A 25,997-nucleotide genomic window follows, 5' to 3' on the forward strand; every position below is an offset into this window, starting at 1 on the left:
TGCCTGCGCCGCATCTTTGGCAGGGCTTTGTTAAATATCGCAGTCCCGTCCGGCGTGAGGCTCAGCAGATGAACCCGGCTATCCTTTTCATGGCTCAAAGACACGACGAGCCCGCTTTCAATGAGCGATTTCACATTGCGGCTGACCAGCCCTTTGTCCATCGCCGTATAGCGCACCAGCTCAGACGCCGTCACGCTTTCAGCGCCGCCGATAAAGGCAATCATCCGCCATTGGTTAAGCGTGACACCGACCGAATCGTGAAGAATTTTCGACGCCTGCACATTGAGTTTGTGGTGCACGCGAGCGATTCTATACGTCAGAAAGTTGCTAAGCTGGGCGAGCTGAGGGTTAAAGTCTTTGGGCGTTTCATCGTTCATTTTCGACCTCTTAGCACAATAGTTGCGCCTAAAGGTTGCCCCGTCAACTAAATTGTTGACGGAACAACTATCTTGTGGCTTGCTTGATCCGAAGTCAGGGAGGACTCTATGAAAAAGTTTATCACAGCGGCTGTTGCCGCCGTTTCTATCGCGGCCTCTGCCGTATCCGCAACCGCTGCTGATTGGACGCCTCCGGGACCGATCAAGCTGATGATCGCCTTTGCTGCTGGTGGCGGTGCCGACACGCAGGCGCGCTTGATCGCGGAAGAGCTGGAAACGCGCACAGGCTGGCAGTTCATTCCAGAGCAGCTCACAGGTAAAGGCGGCGTTAACCTGCTTAACGCCATGAAAGACATGCCTAATGATGGCTCTGTCATCGGAATGGTTGTGACGGAATCGCTTGGGTACAATCTGTATTCTGCCAAAACCGACATGACCCCTGCGGATTTCACCGGCCTGACGACAACGGCTGGCTTCCAGATGGGCGTTGTGTCCCAAAGCAGTAAAGGTTGGAGCAGCATGGCAGATGCCGTCGCAGCCGCGAAAGCAGGCGAGCAATTGCGCTTTGGTGCGATGAGCCAACGCTTGGCTGATCTGGCCTATTTGCTCGGCAAGGCGCAAGGCGTGGAGTTTAATATCATATCTGTCCAGGGCGGTAAGGCCGTGATGAACGGCGTAACGGCGGGCGATATGGATCTTGGCTTTATGGCCGGTATTCAGGGCAAAGGGGTAGCTGCTGGCGATCTGGTAAACCTTGCCTCCGCACTCAGCACACCGCTGGTGCAAACGCCGGATGCCCCGACATTTGCAGACCTTGGTGTTGCCTATGACAGCGACGGGTACTTCATGTTTGTCGCGCCCGGTGGCATGGCTGATGATGCACGCACCGCGTTATCAGAGGCGATTTCATCCGTAGCATCCGACCCGGAGACAAAAGCAGGTGGTTTGATTAAGAAAGCGTTTGGCGGCGCGGCGATCATTAAAGGTGCAGAGCTGGATGCATTGATTGCAAAAGGCTTTGATGAATCCGAGGGCTTGATAAAAGCAGCATCTGAATAATCTAAGCAAATTTCGGGCGCCTGATAATGGGCGCCCGAAATGCCTAAAGGGATTGTCCAATGCTTGCATCTTCACGCTCAAACCTCTTTATCGGTCTACTTTGCGTTGTCTTTGCGCTTGGCCTGATCTTCGTCTGGATACCGCTGGATACCGATAGCGGCATCGTGGAAAAGGTAAGGGGACGTTTGAATATCGGGGATGCTTTGGCACCGACGGTTGCCGCGTGTTTCGTTCTGATTGGCGGTGCCCTTTTGTTGATAGTGGAACGTCAGGACCCACTTCAAACGGCCCTTTCCAAAGGTCATTTAAATTTTCTAGTGCAGCTGCTTGTTGTCACAATCGCAAGTCTTTTAGTAATGCGTTTCGCTGGACCTTTGGCGGGAGAACTTGCCAATCAGTTCCGCGCCGAACCGATTGAGTACCGCAATTTACGGGCGACTCCCGGTTGGAAGCATATGGGCTTTGTGCTTGGCGGGATCATGTTGGTGTCTGGCCTCATATCGATCGTTGAGCGCAAATTCTCGAAACGCGCGGTGCTCACCGCGGGTTTCGCCGTGCTCGTCCTGATCGTCGTTTTCGATCTGCCTTTTGATGATCTGCAATTGCCACCGAACGGTGACGTCTAGTGGGAATTATGGATTACATCTGGCTGGGTGTTCTGGCCGTTTTTCAAGGCCCTGAAGCCTTTTCGCTATTTGGTCTGTCTGTGTCGATCACGCTGGTGATGGTGCTGGCGGGGTTTCTGTTTGGCATACTTGTGGGCGCAACGCCCGGCCTTGCAGGCCCCTTTGCAATGGCGATTTCACTACCGATCCTCATTTCCATCTTTGGCTATTCGCCCGATGCACTGCTCCCCGTCATGGGGTTCCTCATTGGCATTATGAAAGGCGCAACCATTGGCGGGGCGGTTCCCGCGATCTTGTTCAACACGCCGGGCACGCCCGATGCGTTTATGACGACTTTGGACGGGTATCCCATGGCGCAGCGTGGCCAAGCAAAGAAGGCCCTGCGCGTTGCTCATTTTTCGTCAGCCTCTGGCGATACCTTTTCTGATCTGGTGCTTTTCGTTTGCGCGCCGTTCCTTGCTATTCTGGTGGAGGCCTATCTGGACCTGCCAGAAAAGACAGGTCTTCTTATTCTTTCGCTTAGCTTCATTGCCGCTGTGATTGGTGGCTCTGCGGGTAAAGGATTGATTTCTATCGGTCTTGGCTTGCTTGCCGTTTATGTCGGGACGGGCGAGGATTTTTATCCAAGACTGTCCATGGGTTCTGACCAACTGGCACGCGGATTTCCGATAACGACGGCTGTTCTAGGTGTCTTAATCATTGGCGCGGTCTTCAAAAGCCTGGAAGAAGCCTGGCGCGATTCCAAAACCGATGTACCAGCTGAAGTCGTTCAAGAGAGCGGCGATCAAAAGCTACATTGGTCCGAAATCAAGCGCTTGTTTCCGTTCATTTCCCGCTCTGCGCTGATTGGTACGGGCATCGGCGCGTTGCCCGGTGTCGGCTCAACTCTGGCCGCAACGCTGGGCTACTCGGTTGGCCGCGCGCGCCATGCAAAAACGAAAACCCCCGATGAACCCGATTTTGGAGAAGGCGCACCCGAAGGCATTGCCGCGACCGAGGCGGCCAATAGCGCGGTTTCCGGCGCGAACCTGATCCCGGTGCTGTCACTCGGTATTCCGGGCAATGCGGCGGCAGTGTTTTTGATCCTTGCGACGGAAACCATTGGCGGTTTCAACCCCGGTCCTGCTGTGTTTCGTTTCTCCGCCGAGATCGTCAATCCAGAGCTGGTGATGGCCTTTGGCCTGTTCACCTGCATGACCATCGCGAACCTGTTCAACTGGACCATTGGCGGCGTGTTCATGCGCTCTATGGGTTTTATGATCCGCATCCCGAAACAGCTATTGCTGCCGAGTGTTCTGCTCCTGACGCTCACCGCGATCTATGTGCAGGAAGCGCGGATGGAAGCCATCTGGTTCGCGCTAGGATTTGGCGTGCTTGGATACATAATGCGCGTTTTGACGATCTCGCCGCTGCCATTTGTAATCGCCTTTATCCTTGGCAAGACATTGGAAGAAACCGCGCGCCAAGCATATTCGGCGACGGGCAATGATCCTTTCTTCCTTTTCAACAATCCTATTGCCCTTGTCTTTATTCTCCTGTCCGTCGCCGTGATCGTTTTCTCGGGACGCAAACCAAAGAGTGCCGCGCCATGAGCAGACCCAACATCATCCTGATTTCGTCCGACCAGCATCGCGCCGATTGCATGGGCTTCAAAGGGCGCAACATCAAAACCCCGCATTTGGATCAACTCGCCGCCGAAGGGACCGTTTTTGACGCCTGCATCACGCCCTCGGTCGTGTGCCAGCCTGCGCGTGCGTCTATCCTGACGGGCCAGCTTTGCCGCACGCACGGCGTGCACGATAACGGCATCGATCTGCCGCCTGAGATTGGTGAAAAGGGCTTCGCTGGCGCGATGGCGAATGCGGGCTATCAGACCAGCTATTTCGGCAAGGCGCATTTTTCGACCTATCACACGTATGAGCCAACAGGCACGCCAGAGTGCCTGCGCTCGTCGGCGAACTATGATGAAAACTGGAACGGCCCTTATATGGGGTTTGAGCATGTGGAGCTAATGCTTGTCAGTCACAACTGGTGGGCACCCGAAAAGCCGCCAGCAGGTCAGCATTACGAGCGGTTCTATCACATGGACGGCAAGGGCGATGAACGCACTAAACTGATGTGGGAGAATGCGGGCGACACCAAAGGCGCGGCGCAGGTCTGGCATTCTAAACTGCCTGTGGCCTATCACAACACCCCTTGGACGGCGGATCGCGCGATTGAATGGCTGCGTCATGGGCGCGACGAAGAAAAGCCCTTCTGCACATGGGTCAGCTTTCCCGATCCGCATCATCCCTTTGACTGCCCAGAACCTTGGTCGCGACTGCACGATCCCAAAGATGTGGACCTGCCCGAAAACCGCACCCGCAGCTATGAGGGCAAACCGTGGTGGCACAAGGCGGCGCTAGAGGGCGAGCCAGCCGATCCAAAGTTTGCTGAAATTCGCAAAGCCTATTCACGCATTCCACCGCAAACCGATGACCAGTTGCGCGAGATTATTGCCAATACTTACGGCCAGATCAGCTTTATCGACCATCAGATCGGCCGCATTATGAATACCCTGATGGAAGAGGGGCTCGATGAAAATACTATCGTTATCTACATTTCCGACCATGGCGATTGGCTTGGCGATCACGGTCTGATCCTGAAAGGGCCGATGCACTATGAGGGGCTTTTGAAAGTCCCGATGATCGTCAAAGGCCCCGGTGTGCCCGCTGGCAAAGTTGTGGACGAACCTGTGTCCACGCTCGATCTTGGCGCAACCTTTTGCGATTATGGCGATGCTGCGCCGCTTCAGACCCAGCATGGAGAAAGCCTGCGCGCTTTAATCGAAACGGACGATGCTAGCCGCGCGTTTGCCCGAAATGAATGGGGGCTTTTGCCGGGACGCGTTGGCGTCGCGCTAGAGCTGCGTACCGTACGCACACGTACGCATAAATTGACAGTCGATCTTAATTCTGGCGCTGGCGAGCTTTATGATCTTGTGGAAGATCCAGGCGAAATGAACAATCTTTTTGACCTGCCTGAGGCCAGTGCAATCCGCACCACGCTTGAAGGTTACATAGCGAGCCGACCGAAGGATTTGGTCCCTGATAGAGTGCCTGTGGGAACTGCATAAAAGGCCTGCGCCGAATTAGTAAGGTGGACGTCAAATCAGCTGGAAGCATGTCCCCGCGATCAGATCCTTCGTCTTCGTACGCTCATCAGCAAGCCGACTGTCAAGATAACAAGCGCAAGGATGCTTGGTAGGTTCAAACTTTCACCCAAAATGATCGCTCCCAATATCGCGCCTCCACCCGGGACGGCGGCCAGAATGAAAGAAGTGTTGCCATTGCCGATGGTCCGCGATGCATGGGCGATGAAAAGTAGCCCGATAAGGTTTGGCACAAAGCCCTGGTATATCGCTTGCAGCAGGAACGGGCCCATTGGCGCGTCTGCAATGCCACTGGGCAGCCACAGTGCCCAAACAGGCAAATAAAGCACTGCGTTGACGACAGTTCCGCAAAAGATGATCTGCATCGGGGTCAACTGCCAACGCTCTGCTAAAATCATGTAAGCCGAGAAAAACAATGCGCCGGTCAAAAACAACAGATCCCCGATCCATGCGTCCGCGCTACTTGATGTGCCGGCATCCCAAGCCAAGACGATTGCAGAGAAAAGGATCAGCAATCCCCCTAAGACCTGCCTGAAGCCGGGCAAGACACGCATCAACACGAGTGCGAAGAGAATGCTTATAAGCGGTAAAACCCCATTCATGAAAATCCCGCCGTGTGCGGCGGGCGCGAATAAAACGCCAGCAAAAACAAACAGGATATAGACAGGCCCCAGAATGAACGAAAGCACCGCAATCTGAAACAAGCGAAGCCCGCGCCAGGGCTTGTAATAAAGGCATAGCGGTACCGCGATGAGCGAGGCCAAGCCATATCGCATTGCGGCCAGATCATAGATTGTAAGGCCGCTGCCGCTGGCGACGCGACTTACGATCAGCCAGAAGGACCACACAAAGACAATGCACCAAGCGGCAGCATAGCCGGTAACTTGGGATGAAGAACCGGTCGTCATAGTCGTGTGCTCAATCGTTATGGGATAGTTTGCCGTTTCAGCATTAGGTTCAGCGCGGGAAAGTGGCAAGGGGCTTGGATCGGGGCTGTGCTGTGCGCGATCGACTAACCAGTATGAGCAGGCCATCCCGTTTCGCACGGAAAAAGCAATCCGATTGTTCAGGCCAAAGCACGGCTGTTAAGCCCAAATATGGTGAAGTTACCCGTGGTTGTTCTTGCCTTGCAGGGCAAATTGCGGGTGAATTGACGCTAGGCAAAGCGGTAGAGCGGCTACTCGGGAGATTATCGATGATCAAGAAAGTGTTGATCGCAAATCGCGCGGAGATCGCAATTCGCGTTGCACGCTCTGTTGCGGCAATGGGGGGCAAGTCGGTTGCGGTTTACACAAAAGACGACGCGGCGTCGCTGCATGTCAAACATGCCGATGAGGCCCGTCTGCTTCCCAAGGCAGGCGTTGCTGGGTATCTCGACATTGATGCGCTGATTGCAGTGGCCAAGGAAACCGAATGCGACGCGGTACATCCCGGCTATGGTCTGCTAAGCGAGCGCGCCGATTTCGCAGATGCTTGCAAGAAGGCTGGCGTGATCTTTGTCGGCCCCGACAGTGAAACCTTGCGCCGCCAAGGCGATAAGGTTTCGGCACGATTGCTGGCGCAAGAGGCAGGCGTTCCGGTTCTGCATGGTTCTGATCCGTTCACATGTGCCGCTGATGTCCATTCGTATTTCATCGCCCAGAAGGGCGCACCGCTGATGATAAAGGCGGTGCATGGCGGCGGCGGTCGCGGTATGCGTATGATCCAATCGGAAGCGGATATCGACGCGGCTTTTACACAGGCCAAAGCCGAAGCTGAAAGCGCCTTTGGTGACGGCACGTTATATGGTGAACGCTTCCTGGAATCGGTTCGCCATATCGAGGTGCAAATTGTCGGTGACGGAAACAATGTGACCCATTTATGGGAACGCGATTGTTCTGTTCAAAGGCGCCACCAGAAGATTATCGAATTGGCCCCCGCGCCAAATCTGCCCGCCGCAGTGCGCCAAGCCTTGCTTGATGCCGCAATCGCGATTGGTCGCGCTTGCGGCTATCGGGGTCTAGGCACCGTAGAGTTTTTGCTTGAACCATCAGGTGCGTTTTATTTTATCGAAACAAACCCGCGTATTCAGGTTGAGCATACCATCACCGAAGAAATTACGGGTTTCGATCTGGTCGAGCTGCAACTTAAGTTGGCCGCCGGTGCGACGCTCGCTGATCTGGCTTTGGATAAGCCGCCTGCGCCGCCCGTCGGGATATCTGTTCAGGCGCGGATTAATACCGAAAAGCTGGAGGCGGATGGCAGCTTTACTCCTACAGGCGGACGCTTGGACAGCTTTCATGCGTCCTCCGGTCCCGGTGTGCGGATCGACACTTATGCCTACGCTGGCTATAGCACCAATCCGAATTTTGACTCGATGCTGGCCAAACTGGTCGTCCATGAAAAATCTGGTGACCTTGGCCGTTTGTTTGCCAAAACAGAGCGTGCCTTGTCCGAATTCCAGATCGGGGGTGTTGATACGAATATAAGCTTCCTTCGCGGCTTGTTCGGGTTGCCAAAGCTTGCGTCTTGGGACGTGGATGTGCGGATGCTGGATGGGTCCATGCCGGACATGCCAGACATGGCAGCAAAAGGGCAAACGCGTTTCTTTGCTGGCGAGACTGCACAGGATGAATCCGACGTGGACATCCCGCATGGGAGCAGCGCGTTACGCGCACCCATGCAGGCGATCATTCAGGAACTACATGTGGCCGTCGGCATGCGTATTGCCAAAGGCCAGGAAATCGCAGTGATCGAAGCGATGAAGATGCAGCATTCTGTGATCGCTGAAGCGGGTGGCATTGTGATCGGGTTATATGCAAACGAAGGGGATACCATCGCGCCGGGCACTGTGATCCTTGCGTATACGCCAGATGACACTTTGGGCGAAATCGAGGCTGACGAGGCCGCATTGGACCCCGATCACATTCGCGCTGATCTGGCGGGGCTTCAAGAACGGCTTGCCTATACGCTGGACGAAAATCGCCCCCGCGCTGTTGAGCGTCGCCGCAACCGCGATCAGCGCACAACACGCGAGATCATCAATGCATTGTGCGAAGGCGGGGATTTTCACGAATACGGCCAGTTGGTACTGGCAGGGCAACGGCGTAAACTAGGGCTTGAGGCCTTGTTCGAGATTTCGCCAGCCGACGGCATTGTCACGGGCGTCGGCGCGATGAATGCTGAAAAATTTGCAGAACAGCGCTCGCAAGTGGCTCTGCTGGCTTATGATTCAACCGTCATGGCAGGCACTCAGGGTTACTTTGGCCACCTCAAAACCGACCGCATGCTAGAGGTGGCGCGAGATCGCGCTCTGGCAAGCGTTTTCTTTACCGAAGGCGGCGGCGGGCGGCCCAATGACGATGATTTTGCCCAAACTGTTCAATCTGGTCTTAAGGTTACAACCTTTGCCGAATACGCGCGGCTCAAAGGATGGGGCCCAAGGATCACCGTTAATTCAGGTTTTTGTTTTGCTGGCAATGCCGCGCTTTTTGGGGCTGGCGACATCCGCATTGCGACGCGCAACAGCTGGATTGGCCTTGCTGGACCTGCGATGATCGAAGCGGGTGGTATCGGTGCCTTTCATCCCAAAGAAATAGGCCCTGCGCCGATGCATGCGCAAAACGGTTTGCTCGATTATCTGGCTCAAGATGACGACGAAGCGATTGCTGTTACACGCAAAGTGCTATCGTATTTTCAAGGCGATCTGGCCGAATGGGACGCCGCAGATCAACGCCTGCTGCGTCATGCCATTCCCGAAAACCGCAAGAAAACCTATCTCATTCGCCCGCTGATCGAAGCGCTGGCCGACGTGGACAGCTTCCTTGAACTTGGTGCAGAACATGCGGCGGGCATGGTCACGGGGTTCCTTCGGATCGAAGGGCGGCCCATGGGGTTAATCGCCAACAACCCTATGCATCTAGGCGGGGCGCTGGATGCGGCGGCCTCGGCCAAGGCCGCGCGTTTTCTCACGCTCTGTGCTAAATTCAAGCTGCCGGTTCTGTCGCTTTGCGACACGCCCGGCTTTATGGTTGGCCCCGAAAGCGAGGCGCAAGGCGCGGTAGCTGCGGCCTGCGATATGATTTCGGCGGGGGCGAATTTGACAGCGCCGATGTTCCTTGTCTGTCTGCGCAAGGCCTATGGCATAGGGGCGCAGGCAATGGCGGCGGGCAGTTTGGGCGAACCTGCTTTCGCGCTGTCCTGGCCCACAGGCGAGTTCGGCCCGATGGGATTAGAAGGTGCTGTGCAGCTTGGCTATCGTAAAGAGCTGGAGGCGGAGAAAGACCCCGCCAAACGCGAAGCGCTTTATACGCGTTTGGTGGATGAAATGTATGACCGCGGCGGGGCGCTGAACGTCGCATCGACCCATGAAATCGACGCGGTGATTGATCCTGCTGAGACACGTGGGTGGATCGCCAAGGGCATGCGCATGGCTGCCAACAGCTAATTTCAAAAGGGGGAGGAAGCGGGATGACAACGCGTCAGGACATTGAAGCGAAGGTTCTTGAGGTACGCAGCCTTCAGGCGCAAAGCTGGCCCGAAGGCGCGCCGCGCGAAGTGAATTATCGTTTAGGGCAAGTACCGCTAAGCCAATACTTGCGAGCCGAAGCGCAAAACCGCCCTAACGATGTGATGCTTCACTATTACGGACGCAGCTTTAGCTGGTCGGAAATTGATGCGCTTTCCGATCGTTTTGCCGAAGTGCTCCGAACCAACGGGATTGGCGCTGGCGGACGCGTTGCATTGATGATGGGCAATTGCCCGCAATTCACTATCTGCTTCTGGGGGATCATGAAGCTGGGTGCGGTGCTTGTGCCCGTAAACCCGATGTTCAAAGCGATCGAGCTGACGTATCAGCTGAACGACAGCGGCGCTGAGGTGTTGGTATTTCAGGATGACTTGGCTCCGCTGGTTGAGCAGGTCTTGAGCGATACCGAGGTAAAGACCTTGCTGGCGATTGGCGCAGCGGAATTGGCAGGGCAGGCTGGCCCCGTACCGCGCCCCGCAGGTATGGGCGCTGCGCCCAAGGCACATGGCGTGACACGATTGCTCGACGCACTTGATGCGGCCAAACGCTTTGCTGGACCTGATTGCGTAGATTTGGACGCTGTTGCTGCGCTCAACTACACGGGCGGCACAACGGGTATGCCCAAGGGCTGCGTGCACACGCACGGCGACATGCTCTACACGATTGCAGCTTACTGCGGCCCTGTGATGCCTGATGCCGGCCCTCAGGATGTGGTGGTGAATTTCTTTCCGATGTTCTGGATTGCAGGCGAAGTACTGGGCGTATTGCTGCCCGTCTATTCAGGAGCGTCGCTGTGTATTCTGCATCGCTGGGATGCGCTGGGCTGGATGGCCGCGGTGCAGGAGCATCGCGGATCAATCGTGACGCTGCTGGTAGATAATGCTGTCGAGGTGATGCGCCACGGCGACGCACATCAATATGACCTGTCTTCGCTGCGCATGACCTCTGTGTGTTCATTCGTCAAAAAGCTGGGCCACGGCTTTCGAAGCGAGTGGCGCGATTTGACAGGTAGCACGATGGTAGAGGCGTCTTGGGGCATGACCGAAACCAATACCTGCGATACGTTTACCGTCGGGATGCAAGGCGGCGACTATGATCTGGAACAACAGCCGGTCTTTGTCGGCCTGCCTGTGCCCGGCACCGATATTGTCATCCGCGATTTTGAAACTGGCGCCTTGGTTCCGCTTGGTAAGACTGGCGAAATCTGCGTGCGCTCGCCCTCGGTCCTGAAGTCCTACTGGAACAAGCCCGAAGAAACCGCCCATGCGCTTCGTGATGGCTGGCTCCATACAGGCGATATCGGAATGATAAACGAGCGTGGCCATGTTCATTATCTCGGGCGGCGAAAAGAGATGTTGAAAGTCAACGGCATGCCTGTTTTTCCCGCCGAGATCGAGATGCTGCTGGGACGACATCCCGCAATTCTGGGATCAGGCGTAATCGGGCGCAACGATGCTGCAAAAGGCGAAGTGCCTGTGGCCTTTATTCACCTTGATCCGAAACGCTCGGAAGGCATTGATGCCAGTGTTTTACAGACCTGGTGCCGCGCACACATGGCGACGTTTAAGGTTCCAGAAATTCGGATCGTCGATGCCTTGCCCATGACAACAACGGGCAAGGTCAAGAAAGAAGAACTCTCAAAGTTGCTTTAACGGCGACAGATTACGATCCCGGGCTGGTTTGGGGATATCTGCCAAGCGGCAAGCCTAAACCAGCGAGGTTGTAAAAAACCCGTGTTAGGGACGTGTTGCATTTGATCTAGGAAGTATAAGACTTCTTTCAGACGTTAATAATCCAGGCTTAGCGCCCAAAGGGTTCCAGAGGAGCAACAGTATGATTGCCTATGTCACAGTTGGGGCGGACGACATTGCGCGCGCGAAACGGTTTTACTCGGCGTTCTTGCCAGCGCTTGGCTACGGACTTGAAGAAGGGGCCGAAGGCCTTAGCTTTGCGTTGCCCGTCGCGGCGGGCGAGGTTCCTGTTCTACCTGATTTCTACGTCAAACCGACGTTTGACGGGCAGCCTGCTTCGGCCGGAAATGGCACCATGATCGCATTCGAGGCGCGCAGTCAAAACCAAGTGCGCGAATTGCACGCAGCTGCGGTTGCCGCAGGCGGCGTTGATGAAGGCCAGCCGGGTTTTCGCGCGTCATATGGCGCACATTTCTACGTCAGCTATCTGCGCGATCCACAGGGGAACAAGATTGCCTTGTTCTCCAGCAATCCAGATGAGCCGGGGCGCGACGACTGACGCCTCGCGCTCAGTCAGGGTTGGGAACGATCAGGTAGTCTTCTTTCGGAATACGCACGATACCCTTTAGACCAAGGTCTGTTTTGCTCGTCTCATCCAGTTCGGAAATAGCCTGCTCAACGGCATTGAATATAGCGCCAGCGTCGTTACCGATTGCAGTGATAAGCGGTAGCCCGGGCGTCGGTTTTGTCCATTCCAAGACACGCAATGCGCCAGCAAATGGTTCATGCCGTTCAATATTGCGCCAAGTCACCGCATCCAACGACGCGATATCCGCGCGCCCCGCAGCAACGGCCTTGGCAGATTCCAGATGCTGCTCGGTTTGCACCCGGTTTTCAAACCAGAAGCCCGAAGCTCTTAAATGTTCGAACGGTGCGGCATAGCCCGATTGCGAGAACGTCTGATTGTAGGCGAAGGTTGCGTCTTTGAACGCGTCAATATGCGTACGAGGATCATCGGCCCGCACGAGTATTGCGCTGCGATAATAGCCCGCTGGACAATCCGTCAGACCAAAATCAGGCGTGCCCACGAGTTGAACCTTGTCATGCAACCAAATGCGGTAGGGCATCCCGCATGTCTGGCTTAGAACCAACTGGGGATGTTTCCAAACGTAGAACTCTTCGGCATCCTGCGACAGGTATTCGGGGGCGTCGATGCCCGCTTTGGCAAGGTTCTTTCGGATCAATTCCCAGTACCTGCGGTGCGCTTCGTCCAGCTCTGCGCGGCGGTACATCATCAGGTTAGCGATCATAGCGTTCAGTTTCCTTTCAAGCACCGCAACAATTTGGCTCTGTCGTTGTTCTACATAGGCAGGAAGAGGTCACAGGCACATCGGTTTTTGTCAGTGCTATGCGAAGCTGCTCTTCAAGGTCTACAATTTCCTCACTCTCGCCGCGCTGTCGCAGGCATTCGACAAGGCCGTGCAGCGCCCAAACATTGCGCGGGTGTTGCGCGCAGCGTTGAAGTTTTCCGTTTAATCCCAAGTCAGTGCGATAAACATCTTCGGCCTCGTCAAAATGACCCTGCTCTGCCAGTAGTGCAGCCAAGGCATGACGTGGCGGGTGCATCCATGCCCAAGGCTCGGTGTATTCAAGGCAGTCATCACGGCGGACGCTTTCGCGCAGGTGTTCAAAGGCCAGATCATGATTGCCTTTGTGGTATTCAAGTTCGCCGTGCAGCATCATTTCACCGACGGCCAGAGTAGAATGCGCCGAGTTGTTGAAGAATTTACGATCTTTGGGAATGGCTTTCACGGCCTCATCAAAGCGGATGCGCTCTGCCTCGGCTGCCTCAAAGTTCTTGAGCGCTGCAAAGGCAACGCCTTTTGCGTAGTGATGCATTGCGGTTGAAACGCAATAGAGCACTGGGTCATCCGGCATAGGCGCGTCAATGATGTCCTGCCAGCGCCCGAACCGCACCAGAACGTGCATTTTCATGGAGTAATACCCCTCCATAGTAATTGCCATTTGCGGGCGATCTTTGACACTAAGAACCTCTTTGGACAGGGTTGCGCACATTTGCTCAGCGGCGGCCATTGCCGGTTTGAATTGTCCCAAGAACATGCAGGTATACATCATCAAATGCAGATCGTGACAGCGGGCTGTCGTGTAGAAATTGAACGCACCCGCGTATTCGACATAATTGTTGTCCGCGCAGATCGCTTTTTCACTAGCGATCTTTGCCTTCTCATATTCGCCGCATAGGACGTAGGTGTGCCCGGGCATATGGTTCATGTGCCCTGCATCAGGGCAAAGCGTTCCCAGGGTATCTGCCGAACGCATTGCACGTTCGGGTTCATTGGACATTTCTGTTGAATGAATATGCAGATGCAAGATCGCGGGATGCTGGGGGGCATTCACCGCGTCGTTTGCCGCGATAGAGCGTTCAATAACATCCAGTGCTTCCAACACATCTGAGCCCGGCGCAGGAACGCCGCGCGTCACATCCCAAAGCTGCCATGCTGTTCGGGTCATCATGGCCTCTGCAAACAATGCAGCCACATCATGATCGTCTGGATAGGCAGCATATACGCTGCGCATTGCATTGGCGTAATCGTCATCCCATAGATCGAATTCTTCGCCGCTCACGGCATGGGGTTGTTGAAATCGCTTGGCCAATGCATCAACCAGATCATTCTCGAGCGCGCTTGCAGAACCCGCGAAACGGCGGGCATGCGCAATATGCAAACAAGCAAGCTGTGTCGTGTTATCAGCTTCGGCCCTGCTGAATTGCCGCCAGACGTTGTTGTAGAACGGGCCGATTGCGTAAGCGACGCCCCAATGGGCCATGACGCATTCGGGATCATGCTCAAGCGCGCGCTGGAAGCATTTAGCGCCTTCTTCCTGGTTGAACCCAAAGCACCAGTTCAATCCGATATTGAACCAGCGCTGCGCCTCATCGGACGATGTTGAGATCCGCTTCTTGTGTGTTCCTAGATCAAAGCGATCCATCCGTGTTTCCAGTCGTTGCACCAATTCAACAATGATGCGCCTACTTTGCCCGGCATCGCAACTTGATTGCCAAACACAGGACCATTGAATTTGCACGGCTCCGTTTGTTCATTATGAACGACGTCGCCCAAGGCATCACCTTGGATCACGTGCGCGCGCGCTCGAAAGCTTCCCATGCTGTGACGAAGCCGTCAAAATCAAAGCCCGGTTCGCGTGCGGGGCCCAGTACAAGTTTTTCGGTTTCAAGAAGCTGGCGAATTGCCCCCTCAAGGGATGCAATTACATCTTCTGGAATGACCAACGCGCCATGGCGATCCGCGTGAACGAGATCACCGTCCTTGACGCTCATTCCAAAGATCGAAACGGGCGTCCCGATTTCGCGGACATGAACGAAGCCATGACTTGGTCCAACTGATCCCGCAACGACAGGAAAGCCTTCGGGCAGATCGCCAAGATCGCGCATGACACCGTTGGTCAGCGCACCTGACAAGCCAAAGCCTTTGTGAACGGTCGTATTGATCTCGCCCCAATAGGCACCGATGCAGTCAGGGAAATCGACGTCTTCCACGACAGCGATAGCAGGGCGCGGGCCAGCGGACATGTGACGGTAGTAGTCCATGCGGCGCGCTTTTATCACGTCGGCAGGCTCGGTTGGTGGCGCAACTGCTGCAATCTTGGCGGTGCGCGCATAGCCGACCATCGTGCTTGCATCTGGATCAGAGCATAACATTGAGCCGCGTGTGAAGGCGTCAAAGCCACGCTTGCCCTGCGCGACTTCAATCGCGTTGCAAACGGTTGGGGTGTCGACCGCCTTTAGCAAGGTTAATAAAGCATCGTTCATCATGCCTCCTAACAGCGCGTCGGCGCTGGAGTTGTATGTTGGTGTCGCGCGTCTGTCAGGTTCACTTCAATAACGCTGCGCCATCTGACAGGGCCTGTAGCTTGGCGTAGGCAATTTCCGGATCAACCGCGCCATAGCCTGCGAACGTGCCAAACCCGCAATCCGACCCGGCAACGACGCGTTCACCGCCAACGATTTCGACAAACCGCTCGATGCGCTGGGCGACAAGTTCGGGGTGTTCGACAAAATTGGTCGTCGTATCAACGACGCCCGGAACCAGAACCTTGTCCTGCGGAATATCGCTTTTGCGATCGCGAAAGACGCTCCATTCATGACCGTGTCTTGGGTTGGACGTTTCAAACAGCACATAGCGCGACTTGGTCGCCATCAGCGTGTCAAACATCTTGGACATAGGGATATCGCAGACATGCGGCCCCTCGTAATTGCCCCAGCAGATATGTACCCTTACCCGATCGGCAGGCACATTTTGCAAAGCATGGTTCAACGCTTCAACATGGGAACCCGCAATTTTGATGAATTCCTCATCAGTCAGATCGTTGAATAGCATATGGCGCGAAAGGGCGAGGTCAGGGCAATCGAGTTGCAGATCAAGACCCGCGGCGACGATGGTTTCGTATTCTTCCTTCATCGCGTCAGCCAATGCCGCCAGATAGGCATCACGGGTCGGGTAGTAATCGTTTTGCAAGAACAGCGAAATAACACCGGGTGAGGCGGCATTCATAAAGCCGCGCTCAACGCCGTGTTCGCCCATCGCAGCTTTTAGGTTCGCAATATCCTTTTGCAATTCGCCTTGCCCGCGGGATTTTACTTCGCCAACACACATCGGGCGCGCATATTGCGGCGTGCCGCCATCATCGGCCAAGCGTTTCAGAAAGCTAGGGAATTGCTTGAGGTCCGCAGGGGCATTGCGCGGGCTATCGCCGTCAAAGCCCGTGTAGCGGTCTTTTACATAGGTCGCATAGGAGATCTTCGAGGTTTCCCCGTCGCTGACGATATCGACACCGGCCTGCTTTTGTTTGCCAACCGTCGCAGATACCGCAGCACTCATGCAGGCATCAAATGCGGCTTGATCGTAGGGCTTGCCATGTTCACGTGCGAAAATGAAATCCACGACGTCTTGCGTGCGTGGCAAGGACCCTACATGCGTTGTTTTTACCATCAGAATATTCTCCTAAAAGAGAGGGTGCTTTGCTTTCGAGGCAATCACCCCCTCATTATTGTCTAGCGCTGCGCGCCGGATTAAACTTTCCAGCTTAACCCGGCAGGGTCATCCGTCGCGACTATGTGATACATCGACGCTTCGCCCGTCATGGCAGGTTGGGCGTTATGCGCCAGCCCTTCGGGAACCGACATCGTATCGCCCGGCGCAAGCGTCGCGCTACCGCCATCCCAGTTTACGCGCCAATGTCCTTTGACCGGCATCAACACCGAAGGACGGTCATGGCTGTGTTTCTTCGCCGATGCGCTGGCGCGCGTGATGAAGTCCACCTCAAACCCCGGCTTGTCGCGCAGCAAACCTGTTTCGCCGATGACTTTGACAGGGGTCTTGTCTGCAAGAGCGACCATGTCCCAATAGCGGGCAACATGGTTGGGCAGGACTTGCTTAGTTGTGAGTTCGGGGCGCTTTGCCAGTTCGGTATCGGCCATAAGCGGCATCGGCTTCACACCTTCGGGTAGGCGCTGCTGGTTCTTTGTATCATAGAGCTTGCCGTCTTCGCCCAGCACCAACCCGTGATCGGCGGCATCCTCAATCACTTGCGGGGCCCACATTACGCCGCCGCCAGCGTCATCGCCCCCAAGGATGGCCATAATCATCCCGTAATCTGTTCCGATGTTTTCGAATCCACGAAATATTCCCGTGGGGATGTTGAAGATATCACCGGGCTCAAGCACCACTTCACCTGCATCGCCCCAACGGCCCCAGAAAAAGCGCCAGCGCCCCGAGAGCACAAAGAACGCTTCGGCCGTGCGATGGTCATGCAGCGAGTTGCGGCACTTGGGCGGTTGCCCTGCCGCCCCGATGTTAAAGCCGTGCGGAATAGAGATGTGAACATGCTGATCGGGGCTTTCGCTGACCCCGCCACCGATGATGGTGAAGTTCTCTTTCTGATCGCTGCCCGGCGTATGTGCATCAATGAATGCCGTTTTGCAGGGCTGAAGATCACCGTAACGAACGATGCGGGCTTCCATGTCTTGAGGCGTCATTTGCTGTCCTTGTGTCTTGATTGAATGATCTGTCGCAATGATGAGATAAGCGGCGTCAGCCGCCTTGCATCAGGATTTGCTTCCAGATCGCAATCTCATCATAGAGCGCGAATTCGCGGCGCAGGCCCCAAGGGCCGAATTCGGCGTGACACATGCCAAACACATGAACACGCTTTCCAGTCGGGCGCCCAAAGCTGCCCCAACCGTCATGCAAGCCATCGAGCGACCAACGGATTGAAGCACGCGGGCTAAGCGTGTCAGCATCCATACCGATCTGATGGTGGATCTTGAATTCGGCAGAAGGGAAAGATGATCTTAGCCCGACCCAGAAAGCGATAGCATCGTCGCGGCCGAGTGTGTTTTGCCCGCCAGCGTATTCGCCGATCACAGCGCGATCATATTCGTGAAAAATGTGGTTAAAGTCCTGATCCATAATACGTGTCAGAATGTCCGCGTACTTTTGGCCCCATTCATTGTCATTGCCACGTCCGTGATAGCCGCCATCGACATCATTCTCGGGCAGGAAGACTGGTTTTGCATGCTCTGCGCCGCCCTCATCTTCGATCATATGAGTAGCAAAATCCGCAGGATCCATGCCCATCTGGCGAACGATTCCGCCGTAGTCGCGCACCAGCCATTCGTCGTAAATGGTTTCGCCCTTTGCCGCACAATCGGCAATGACGCGCACGGTCCATTTCTTGCCCGTGGCTGCACCGAATTGTCCGTCGCGGGTGTGCGTGGCTTGTGTAATCAAACGGTGCGAGGACAGGTGGCCATGTTCTGGATCATCGGACCAGATCACATCTTCGCCAAACAACTGGCGATCTGGAAACTCGTTGATCGTCGCCATTGTCGACGCTTTGACAGCCTTGTTGCCGATCTGGATACCCATAGGGCTGCGCACAGGAATATCTGGCGCATAATAGCGATTTAGCGTTTCAACGCCGCGATCTTCCCAGATTTCTTTGGTGATCGAGATGATATAGTCAGGGAAGTCCTGCCATTTGTTTGCATATGATTTCATTTGGTCCATCCTTCGGGAATGCGTGCCGATCCACGAACGATCAGCGGGCCATCAATGGCAACGCGGCGCGGTGTGGCTTCGGTATTGTCTATTTGATCCAGTAGCGTTTCGACAGTCATCGCGACCATCTGATTGGCTGGTTGGCGTACGGTTGTCAGATCATAGGCAAGCCAGGCAGCTGTTGGGACATCGTCATATCCAACAACCGAAACATCGCCCGGAACAGAAAGGCCCAGCTCAAATCGCAAGGTATCCATCACGGCAAAGGCCATGTGATCGTTCGCCACAAAAACCGCGTCGGGTGCGCCCGGCCCGGCAAACATGTTCAATGTCGCCTCGCGGGCGCTGTCCATGTGGAAATTTCCAACTTCGCGCGCATGCAGCGCAAGCCCACTTTCTGCCAGCCCCTCGCGAAAACCCTGTTCGCGGTCGCGCTGGGTTGAGGCACCTTGCCAGCCAGCAATATAACCGATGCGGTTGTGCCCGGCGGCGGCAAAAAACTTTGCAACTTTGCGCCCGCCTGATCGATTGTCGGACGTCACAGCAGATAGCGTATCCACGTCCTGACTACGGTTGAACAGAACCACTGGAACGCCCGCAGAACGACACCGCGCCAAAAGCTCGGATGAAAGGGCAACAGAGGCGGCAACAATGCCATCGACCTGATAATCCAGAATTTCGTCGAGCACCTTATCAAGGTTGTCCGTTTCGGTATTCGCCATGAAAATCAGGACATGATAGCCGCGATCCTGAAGCGATGCAGACAGTTTTTCCAAAGCGTCCGGGTAGAACTGGTTGTCCAGATAGGCGACGACTAGGCCAATGATCCGGCTTTTTCCGCTAACCATTGCGCGCGCGATGTTGTTGGGGCGATACCCCAGCGTTAATGCGGCTTCACGCACTTTCTTGGCTGTCTTGGCAGAGGCGGACGCCCCTGGCGTGAAAACCCTGCTAACCGCAGATTGACTGACCCCTGCAAGGCTTGCAACTTCGGCAGAGGTGACCTTCGTATTGCTCACCGCTTAGTCCCCTCAGCTGCGCCAAGGGGCAGTTGGCACCTTCGTGCTATTGCGGTGGCAGTGCTCATGCCTGCATCCCCGTTCCAAGGTCGATAGACCCGTTCGGGCGCACTTTGTTGAATTCAGCCAGACGCGCGAAAACATCAAGGCCGATCTGGCGATAAATATCCAGCAGATCAACCAGCACCCAGTTTTCGCGGATCACTCCGCGCTCAATCCGCCAGAAATCAAGACTACGCATCAAGACCTCTTTGCCAACAGGCGGGATGCCCATCCAGCCGTCGCCATTTAATGTCAGACGCATGTTGGGCCAGCCTGTTTCGCAGACATAGTTGCCCTCGCCAATCCAATGCGAGGCAAGATCACCCAAAGCATCGAGCTTGCGATCCGGCATCCCACGCAGGAACGGCGCTTGATGCCAATGGCGAAATCCAGCGATACCGCGCGCGGTGCCAATGCCCGTTGGCCCGTACCAGTTGAACTGTGGATGCCAATGCTCGTGTAGCTGCATGATCTCGGGGCCGCCTTCCGAAGGATGGCGACACATATCCGTGAGCATGTCGATCACCCGCGTCATCGCCGCGCTGCCATCGCCCCGGATTGTTAGCCCGTCTTGCGGCATTGGGGCGGGGGTGCATAGAAAAGCGCCAAGTTGCGGTGCCAAGGGCCAAGCGCGTGCTTGCGCCATAACTTCAGGGATATCCCAGATGGCCTGCATCTCGGTGATCTTACCATTCTCAACGCAGTAGAATTCGTGATAGCGCATGTGGGTCAGGTGGCCCGTTGGCGCGATACCAAGCCAAGGCGCAAGGAACGTGCCCATATAGTTACCCATAAGCCCGATCCAATCGGCCCCCTCGGGCGTTGTGCCTGCCATAACAATCATGTCACGGCGTTCCAGATCAGGCATGGCCGCAAAAAGCGGCGCATAGCAGGTATCAAAAAGCGCATCAGGGCCAGTCAAATCCCCGAAAGGGTGGCACAGCTTTAGCGTCGCATCAGGCGCGAACAGATCCCCCAGTGCAGAACGCACATCTTTTTCCGAAAATTCGGACATGGCTGATTGCATCGGTGCAATCAGAGCCTTCAAGGACTCTGGCTTCATTTGGCCGCTTCTCCGTAAGGTACGTTCTGTCCCCCATAGCGGCGCACGCGAATGTTGCACTGCTCGGCATGGCCGACGAACCCTTCAAGCAGGCACAGCCGTGAGCCATAGGCACCGATCATCGCGGCGGCTTCGTCAGTTAACACTTTTTGGTAACTATGGGTTTTCAGGAACTTCCCGACCCAAAGCCCGCCCGTGTAGCGCCCCGCCTTTTTGGTTGGTAGCGTGTGGTTGGTGCCGATGACCTTATCGCCGTTGGCAACATTGGTGCGTGCACCAAGGAAAAGCGCACCGTAGCTGGTCATCTTTTCCAGGAACCAGTCATCGCGATCCGTCATTACCTGAACATGCTCTGAAGCGATATCATCGGCAACTGCCAGCATCTCGTCATAGCTGTCGCAAAGGATGACTTCTCCGTAATCTTCCCAGCTTACCCCTGCCGTGCCAGCAGTGGGCAAGATTTTCAACAGACGATCAATTTCCGTAAGCGTAGCTTCAGCAAGCTTGCGTGAATTGGTGACTAGGACGGCAGGGGAGTTATACCCGTGCTCTGCTTGTCCCAGCAGATCGGTGGCGCAGAGTTCGGCATCGACCGTATCGTCCGCAATAACCATCGTCTCGGTCGGGCCCGCGAATAAGTCGATTCCGACGCGCCCGAACAACTGGCGTTTGGCTTCTGCGACAAAGGCATTGCCAGGGCCAACCAGAAGATGAACGGGGTCAATGGTCTTCGTGCCGATTGCCATCGCACCAACCGCCTGTATCCCGCCGAGCACGTATATTTCATGCGCACCCCCAAGATGCATGGCCGCAATCACCGCAGGGTTCGGTTCACCGTTGAACGGCGGCGTCGCCGCAATAATGCGCGGCACGCCCGCGACGCTGGCGGTGGCGACAGACATATGCGCCGAGGCCACCATCGGGAACTTGCCGCCCGGAACATAGCATCCAACAGATTGCACCGGGATATTCTTGTGGCCAAGGATCACACCCGGCAGGGTTTCGACCTCGATATCGAGCATACTGTCGCGCTGGGCCTGAGCAAAATTGCGCACCTGCTCCTGCGCGAACTTGATGTCCGCCATGTCCTCGGGGCTGACCTTGGAAATGATCGCCTCGATTTCGGCCTCGCTCAAACGATAGCTGTCACGGTCATAGCCGTCGAACTTATTGGCCAGTTCACGAACCGCCACATCACCGCGCTCTTCGATATCCTTCAGAGTTGCGGCTACAACCTGCGCGGTCTTAGCATCATCATCAGCGCGCGCCGCTTCGGTCTTACCTCGCTTTAAGTACTCAATCGTCATTGCGGCTCCTTAGTCAAATAGCGGATTTCTTTAGCGCAGCGTGTCACGTAAGGATTACCCCTTCACAGCGCCTGCGGTCAGGCCCGACACGATCTGGCGCTGGAAGAACATGACCAACACAAAGAGCGGTGCGGTCGCAGAGACAACAGCGGCCACGGCGAACATCACGTTGCCTTCCTCAAAGGTGGACCCGAGGAAGCCCGCGATGGCTGGAACCATGGTTTGATTGTCCCGCGACAAGAGCATAGATGTCACCGCAAAGTCGTTATAGGCCAGCAAAAAGCTGAACAGACCCGTGGTAATCACGCCGGGCCACATGACCGGAATGATGACATGACGAAACGCCTGAAACTGGGTGCAGCCATCCACTTTGGCGCTTTCATCGAGGTCTTTCGGGATGTTGAGAAAGAACGAATGCAGCATCCAGAGCGTGAAGGGCTGGTTGATCGCCACGAGCACAATGATCGTGGTCGGTAAATGCCCCCAAAGGTTCCATTGAAAGAACGGCAACAGATAACCAGACACCAGTGTGATATGCGGCATCGCGCGGAACAGTAGCGCTATCATCAAAAGCCAGAACGCATAGCTGTGGCCTGAGCGTGCAAGCGCGTAGCCCCCCAAGGTTCCTAGGGTGAGCGAGATCACGACCGTAAAAAAGACCACGATAAATGTGTTAACGGCCGCGCGCCAGAACTCTTGCTCGATCCACGCCCCTTCATAACCGGCGCCCGTAAAGCTGCCGCCCGTTTCAATCAGGGTGCGGGTGCCGTCGAGCGCATAGCGCCAATCGGCCTTGGAAAAGAAATCACCTTGCACTTTGAACGAACCCCAAAGCGTCCAAAGGAATGGAAAGGACGCAATGATGATCCATAACAGCACAAAACCTGTCGAGGCGATCATCAAAAGGGGCGGAGTTTTCTTTGCGGAATTGGCCATCAGACTGTCTTTCCTTTGAAGTCACGCCACGTGCGGATCAGGACAGGCATCAGCAGAATGACCGCGCCCAAGACCGTTAAAACGGAGGTTGCCGCTGCCGAGTTAAAGCGCACCACGTCGCCGCGCAGATCCGTGAAAATAAGATGCGATAGCGATGTCGCATTGGCCTCTGCGGAAAAACCGATGATGGGTTCCAGCACGCGGAAGTTGTCCATCAGCTGGATAAGCGAGATGAACACGACCAGCGGCATCAAATGCGGGATCACGACGTAGCGCAGTTGCTGCCAGCGGTTCGCGCCGTCGATCTGGGCCGCTTCTAAGGAATCCGTGTTGACGGTTTGAAGGCCTGCATAAAAAACCACGAACGCAAAGGGGGCCGAGTGCCAGACGCCATAAACCATCAAAGTGATCCACGTCAGTGTCGGGGATGCTTTCAAGGATAGCTCTGGATCGTCAAAGATATATTGTAGGGATTTCCCGATAATTCCTTGGGAATCGATCATCCAGAACAGGATGAGCGAGCCGATCAAAGGCGTGACAATCATCGGCAGGAGCGAGACAAATATTGTCGGTCCTTTCAGGATCGGTGTGACGCGGTTCACGCCGAGCGCGATCACCAAGCCAAGGACGATGACCAGCGGCGTCACCCCGAAAGTATAGATCAATGTGAACGACAGGCCCTTGTAGAAGGGCAGGTTGTAGAGGTCGGAAAGAAAACCGCCGAAGGATGTGCGCGCGCTCCAAAGTGCGCTGACTTCTTCGCTCGCCAAGTGGCCGCGGTCGAAATAGGTGCCAAGCCCGTTGTAGCGACCAATTGGTTTTGCCTCGCGCAACTTTGCCGTGGCCTCAGCATCAACTGTCGTTTCTTCTTTGCAGCCAAACGGGCCGCAATTCTTGGTCACCTTCAACACTTGCTCATGCTCGATATGCATGGACTGCACCACGACCGACACAAGTGGCAGCGCAATGAACAAGATCATCGCGGCAAGTGAGGGCATAATGAAGTAGAAAAAGGTGCGGTGTTTCATGATTTTGTCCGGTGTAAGACGGGGGTGGTGAAGCCGAATTCCGGCTTCACCAGTTTCGAGTTACTGAAGGAAACCCTGTTCCTTGGCCGCTGTTGTATATGCCGCCTCGACGTCAGCCAGCGCTTGTTCTGCACTTTCAGAGCCTTGCAGGAACTCTGTGATTTCAGCGCCAAGCGCTGTGTGCAGCAAGCCCATGTAAGGCAGCATCGGATAGGGGCTGGCACCAGAGGCCGCAGTTGCCGCGACACCAGCAGATGCTGCGTTCGGCTCATATGCTGCGCTTAACCAAACGGCGGCAGAGTTGTTGGCCTTCACAACATCATCAGAAATGCCGTTTACCAATGCAACGAAGGTTGCTTCAGCGTCGTCATCGCTGATGTTTGCAGCGATGGTGAAGCCATCCCACCAAAGCGTAGAGGCCACGTTATCACCGTTCAGAGTTGGTGCGCCTGTGAGAACTGTCGCATTCACGATTTCGGCAGTGGATCCTTCGTCATCAAGGATAGGGCCGCCACGGGAACCCCACATGATGCCAAGGGCAGCCTGACCACCTTCCCAAACCGCCGCAGTGGCGTTGGAGTCATATGTCAGGAAGTCAGGATTGGAATGCTCTGTCAGTGCTTTGAGCATGTTAAGAGCGGCAACGCCGTTCTCGTTGTTGATGGAAACTTCCGCGGAACCCGCTTTGAAGAAAGGTGCGCCTGTGCCCATGTACATGTTCACGAACTCTTCGCCAAGGTTCCAGCCCGTCTTGGTGTTCATAATCACAGGATGATCCATCAACCCCATGGATTTGATCTTTTCAGCAGCGGCCACAACTTCGGCGTAGGATGACGGAACTGCAACGCCTGCCGCTTCCAGGATGTCGGAGCGATAGAAGAGGTGCTGTGCGTTCGCCATAAAGGCAACCGCCATGACCTTGCCGTCGATGGTGATAAGCTGGTGCGGCTGAAGGCTTGCGCCGTGCTTTGCGACCAGATCATCCAAAGGACGGATCAAACCGTCGTTCAGCAGCGGGACGATAGAGCTGTTTGCAACAATCGCGCTGGTGTACTGCGCTGGGTTCGCGGTCAGCGCTGCGACTTGCAGATCGCGGTGTTCGGTTGTGAGGTTGGATTCAACCGTGACGCCGTCGCCCGCACATTCGCCCGCAGCCGCGACAACCGCCTGGATCGCTGCGAAGTCATTGCCGAGAACGTTGACGTTGCCCGCCGTTAGTCCACAGCCGGCATAAGCCGCTGTGCTTGCCAGTACGCTCATCGCACTCGCCAGTGTTAGGTTTTTCAGAAACATGTTTATCTCCCTGTTTCGTAAATGTGATGCGCCTTGCAATCACGCATCTGTTGGTCCCTGGCTTATGTGGCCAAGGCTAATGAATGGGGTTTAATCCCCAATTCGAGCACCGGTTTGAGCATCAAACAGGTGGCAAATTTCAGCAGGCACTTTTATGGAAACCTGTTCGCCAATTGCGGCGCGGAAGGTTTTGTCGGCCTTCACGCTAACAAGTGTCCCGCCAATGCGCACTGTGACCATCGTCGCATCACCCAGCATTTCGAGCGTGTAAATAGGCGCATTGATCTGGCCTTTGCCCTCGGGCGAGATTTCCGCATCCTCGGCGCGAAAGCCCAAAGTCAATTTTTGATCGGCGGATTGCAGCCCTTGGATTTCTGTATTCGGCGCTGCAAACGTTGCGCTTTGCATGATGCCATCGATCAAGTTCATCGCGGGGTTTCCGATGAAACTTGCGACAAATGCATTGGCGGGCTTGTCATAAATCTCGGTAGGGCTGCCGACCTGCTGCACAACACCTTTTTCCATGACCACGACGCGGTCGGCGAGGGTCATCGCTTCGATCTGATCGTGGGTCACATAGACGGTTGTGACGGCCAACTCGTGGCTTAGGTTTTTGATCTGCGCGCGCGTTGAGACACGCAGTTTGGCGTCCAGATTGGACAGCGGTTCATCCATCAGGAACACATTTGGTTCGCGCACAATTGCGCGGGCCAAGGCAACGCGTTGGCGTTGACCGCCAGACAGTTCAGCCGGTTTGCGATGCAAAAACTCGTCAAGTTCGACCATCGCGGAGGCGCG

The 25,997-nt window shown here is 55.4% G+C and carries 22 protein-coding genes; 7 read left to right on the plus strand and 15 right to left on the minus strand.

Annotated elements, in window-relative coordinates; genetic code table 11:
* Window positions 1-377, minus strand: a 377-nt coding sequence (locus WBC85_RS06355; protein ID WP_424434097.1) for a MarR family winged helix-turn-helix transcriptional regulator, incomplete at its 3' end; no start/stop codon positions are given.
* Window positions 378-485: 108 nt separating this feature from the next.
* Between WBC85_RS06355 and WBC85_RS06360 the strand changes: the two genes are divergently transcribed.
* From WBC85_RS06360 to WBC85_RS06375, 4 genes are read left to right on the plus strand one after another with little or no spacing between them, the layout of a single operon-like run.
* Window positions 486-1,436: a tripartite tricarboxylate transporter substrate-binding protein gene (locus WBC85_RS06360; protein ID WP_424434099.1), complete on the plus strand. Its 951-nt coding sequence runs from the start codon at window positions 486-488 to the stop codon at window positions 1,434-1,436.
* A 59-nt stretch (window positions 1,437-1,495) separates the two neighbouring features.
* Window positions 1,496-2,062 (plus strand): hypothetical protein, encoded by a 567-nt coding sequence (locus tag WBC85_RS06365; RefSeq protein ID WP_424434101.1) that lies wholly within the window; start codon window positions 1,496-1,498, stop codon window positions 2,060-2,062.
* 8 nt (window positions 2,063-2,070) lie between these two features.
* The gene (locus WBC85_RS06370) at window positions 2,071-3,654 is read left to right on the plus strand and encodes a tripartite tricarboxylate transporter permease (protein ID WP_424434103.1); all 1,584 of its coding nucleotides are present in this window, start codon (window positions 2,071-2,073) and stop codon (window positions 3,652-3,654) included.
* Entirely contained in the window at window positions 3,651-5,177 is a 1,527-nt protein-coding gene (locus tag WBC85_RS06375) for a sulfatase-like hydrolase/transferase (RefSeq protein ID WP_424434105.1), read from the plus strand. Before WBC85_RS06370 ends, WBC85_RS06375 begins: the two co-directional genes overlap by 4 nt.
* Before the next feature lie 59 nt (window positions 5,178-5,236).
* On the opposite strand, the gene WBC85_RS06380 is transcribed toward WBC85_RS06375, so the two are convergent.
* Window positions 5,237-6,121, minus strand: a complete 885-nt coding sequence (locus WBC85_RS06380; RefSeq protein ID WP_424434107.1) for a DMT family transporter — start codon at window positions 6,119-6,121, stop codon at window positions 5,237-5,239.
* A gap of 287 nt (window positions 6,122-6,408) precedes the next feature.
* Between WBC85_RS06380 and WBC85_RS06385 the strand changes: the two genes are divergently transcribed.
* The 3 genes from WBC85_RS06385 to WBC85_RS06395 all read left to right on the plus strand — a co-directional run bounded on the left by WBC85_RS06385 (window position 6,409) and on the right by WBC85_RS06395 (window position 11,970).
* On the plus strand, window positions 6,409-9,639 hold the full coding sequence (locus WBC85_RS06385) for a carboxyl transferase domain-containing protein (protein WP_424434109.1): 3,231 nt from the start codon (window positions 6,409-6,411) through the stop codon (window positions 9,637-9,639).
* 23 nt (window positions 9,640-9,662) lie between these two features.
* Window positions 9,663-11,372, plus strand: a complete 1,710-nt coding sequence (locus tag WBC85_RS06390) for an AMP-binding protein (protein WP_424434111.1) — start codon at window positions 9,663-9,665, stop codon at window positions 11,370-11,372.
* 181 nt (window positions 11,373-11,553) lie between these two features.
* On the plus strand, window positions 11,554-11,970 hold the full coding sequence (locus WBC85_RS06395; RefSeq protein WP_424434113.1) for a VOC family protein: 417 nt from the start codon (window positions 11,554-11,556) through the stop codon (window positions 11,968-11,970).
* 10 nt (window positions 11,971-11,980) lie between these two features.
* Here the strand turns inward: WBC85_RS06395 and WBC85_RS06400 are convergent, their stop codons facing one another.
* From WBC85_RS06400 to WBC85_RS06460, 13 genes are all read right to left on the minus strand, one after another.
* Complete coding sequence (locus WBC85_RS06400) at window positions 11,981-12,721, minus strand: phosphate/phosphite/phosphonate ABC transporter substrate-binding protein (protein WP_424434115.1); 741 nt, start codon at window positions 12,719-12,721, stop codon at window positions 11,981-11,983.
* Between the two features lie 16 nt (window positions 12,722-12,737).
* Window positions 12,738-14,420 carry a tetratricopeptide repeat protein gene (locus WBC85_RS06405; protein WP_424434117.1) on the minus strand — a complete coding sequence of 561 codons (1,683 nt, stop codon included), beginning with the start codon at window positions 14,418-14,420 and terminating at the stop codon, window positions 12,738-12,740.
* Between the two features lie 145 nt (window positions 14,421-14,565).
* Entirely contained in the window at window positions 14,566-15,261 is a 696-nt protein-coding gene (locus WBC85_RS06410) for an RraA family protein (RefSeq protein WP_424434119.1), read from the minus strand.
* Between the two features lie 61 nt (window positions 15,262-15,322).
* On the minus strand, window positions 15,323-16,441 hold the full coding sequence (locus WBC85_RS06415; RefSeq protein WP_424434121.1) for a cobalamin-independent methionine synthase II family protein: 1,119 nt from the start codon (window positions 16,439-16,441) through the stop codon (window positions 15,323-15,325).
* A gap of 80 nt (window positions 16,442-16,521) precedes the next feature.
* Complete coding sequence (locus tag WBC85_RS06420; protein ID WP_424434123.1) at window positions 16,522-17,487, minus strand: cupin domain-containing protein; 966 nt, start codon at window positions 17,485-17,487, stop codon at window positions 16,522-16,524.
* Window positions 17,488-17,542: 55 nt separating this feature from the next.
* Entirely contained in the window at window positions 17,543-18,511 is a 969-nt protein-coding gene (locus WBC85_RS06425; protein ID WP_424434125.1) for an ester cyclase, read from the minus strand.
* Window positions 18,508-19,530: a LacI family DNA-binding transcriptional regulator gene (locus WBC85_RS06430; protein ID WP_424434127.1), complete on the minus strand. Its 1,023-nt coding sequence runs from the start codon at window positions 19,528-19,530 to the stop codon at window positions 18,508-18,510. The genes WBC85_RS06425 and WBC85_RS06430 overlap by 4 nt, the downstream gene beginning before the upstream one ends.
* A 64-nt stretch (window positions 19,531-19,594) precedes the next feature.
* The gene (locus WBC85_RS06435; protein ID WP_424434129.1) at window positions 19,595-20,635 is read right to left on the minus strand and encodes an ester cyclase; all 1,041 of its coding nucleotides are present in this window, start codon (window positions 20,633-20,635) and stop codon (window positions 19,595-19,597) included.
* A complete protein-coding gene (gene hisD, locus WBC85_RS06440; RefSeq protein ID WP_424434131.1) occupies window positions 20,632-21,942 on the minus strand; it encodes a histidinol dehydrogenase in 1,311 nt (436 codons plus the stop codon). The genes WBC85_RS06435 and hisD overlap by 4 nt, the downstream gene beginning before the upstream one ends.
* A gap of 54 nt (window positions 21,943-21,996) precedes the next feature.
* Window positions 21,997-22,878, minus strand: coding sequence for a carbohydrate ABC transporter permease (locus WBC85_RS06445; protein ID WP_424434133.1), 882 nt, complete (start codon window positions 22,876-22,878; stop codon window positions 21,997-21,999).
* The gene (locus WBC85_RS06450) at window positions 22,878-23,906 is read right to left on the minus strand and encodes a carbohydrate ABC transporter permease (RefSeq protein WP_424434135.1); all 1,029 of its coding nucleotides are present in this window, start codon (window positions 23,904-23,906) and stop codon (window positions 22,878-22,880) included. Before WBC85_RS06450 ends, WBC85_RS06445 begins: the two co-directional genes overlap by 1 nt.
* 60 nt (window positions 23,907-23,966) lie before the next feature.
* Complete coding sequence (locus tag WBC85_RS06455) at window positions 23,967-25,199, minus strand: ABC transporter substrate-binding protein (protein ID WP_424434137.1); 1,233 nt, start codon at window positions 25,197-25,199, stop codon at window positions 23,967-23,969.
* A 90-nt stretch (window positions 25,200-25,289) separates the two neighbouring features.
* A partial coding sequence (locus WBC85_RS06460) for an ABC transporter ATP-binding protein (RefSeq protein ID WP_424434139.1) occupies window positions 25,290-25,997 on the minus strand: 708 nt, incomplete at its 5' end.

It is taken from the genome of Planktotalea sp., from assembly GCF_049680325.1.
In the GTDB taxonomy this organism is placed as follows: domain Bacteria; phylum Pseudomonadota; class Alphaproteobacteria; order Rhodobacterales; family Rhodobacteraceae; genus Planktotalea.

Excerpts from the sequence above, each read along its gene's own strand:
- WBC85_RS06425 (WP_424434125.1), bottom strand. The coding sequence starts at position 18,511 with ATGAAATCATATGCAAACAAATGGCAGGACTTCCCTGACTATATCATC.
- WBC85_RS06385 (WP_424434109.1), top strand. The coding sequence starts at position 6,409 with ATGATCAAGAAAGTGTTGATCGCAAATCGCGCGGAGATCGCAATTCGC.
- WBC85_RS06445 (WP_424434133.1), bottom strand. The coding sequence starts at position 22,878 with ATGGCCAATTCCGCAAAGAAAACTCCGCCCCTTTTGATGATCGCCTCG.
- WBC85_RS06360 (WP_424434099.1), top strand. The coding sequence starts at position 486 with ATGAAAAAGTTTATCACAGCGGCTGTTGCCGCCGTTTCTATCGCGGCC.
- WBC85_RS06390 (WP_424434111.1), top strand. The coding sequence starts at position 9,663 with ATGACAACGCGTCAGGACATTGAAGCGAAGGTTCTTGAGGTACGCAGC.
- WBC85_RS06405 (WP_424434117.1), bottom strand. The coding sequence starts at position 14,420 with ATGGATCGCTTTGATCTAGGAACACACAAGAAGCGGATCTCAACATCG.
- WBC85_RS06450 (WP_424434135.1), bottom strand. The coding sequence starts at position 23,906 with ATGAAACACCGCACCTTTTTCTACTTCATTATGCCCTCACTTGCCGCG.
- WBC85_RS06410 (WP_424434119.1), bottom strand. The coding sequence starts at position 15,261 with ATGAACGATGCTTTATTAACCTTGCTAAAGGCGGTCGACACCCCAACC.
- WBC85_RS06455 (WP_424434137.1), bottom strand. The coding sequence starts at position 25,199 with ATGTTTCTGAAAAACCTAACACTGGCGAGTGCGATGAGCGTACTGGCA.
- WBC85_RS06395 (WP_424434113.1), top strand. The coding sequence starts at position 11,554 with ATGATTGCCTATGTCACAGTTGGGGCGGACGACATTGCGCGCGCGAAA.
- WBC85_RS06375 (WP_424434105.1), top strand. The coding sequence starts at position 3,651 with ATGAGCAGACCCAACATCATCCTGATTTCGTCCGACCAGCATCGCGCC.
- WBC85_RS06365 (WP_424434101.1), top strand. The coding sequence starts at position 1,496 with ATGCTTGCATCTTCACGCTCAAACCTCTTTATCGGTCTACTTTGCGTT.
- WBC85_RS06380 (WP_424434107.1), bottom strand. The coding sequence starts at position 6,121 with ATGACGACCGGTTCTTCATCCCAAGTTACCGGCTATGCTGCCGCTTGG.
- hisD (WP_424434131.1), bottom strand. The coding sequence starts at position 21,942 with ATGACGATTGAGTACTTAAAGCGAGGTAAGACCGAAGCGGCGCGCGCT.
- WBC85_RS06435 (WP_424434129.1), bottom strand. The coding sequence starts at position 20,635 with ATGAAGCCAGAGTCCTTGAAGGCTCTGATTGCACCGATGCAATCAGCC.
- WBC85_RS06400 (WP_424434115.1), bottom strand. The coding sequence starts at position 12,721 with ATGATCGCTAACCTGATGATGTACCGCCGCGCAGAGCTGGACGAAGCG.
- WBC85_RS06420 (WP_424434123.1), bottom strand. The coding sequence starts at position 17,487 with ATGACGCCTCAAGACATGGAAGCCCGCATCGTTCGTTACGGTGATCTT.
- WBC85_RS06415 (WP_424434121.1), bottom strand. The coding sequence starts at position 16,441 with ATGGTAAAAACAACGCATGTAGGGTCCTTGCCACGCACGCAAGACGTC.
- WBC85_RS06370 (WP_424434103.1), top strand. The coding sequence starts at position 2,071 with ATGGATTACATCTGGCTGGGTGTTCTGGCCGTTTTTCAAGGCCCTGAA.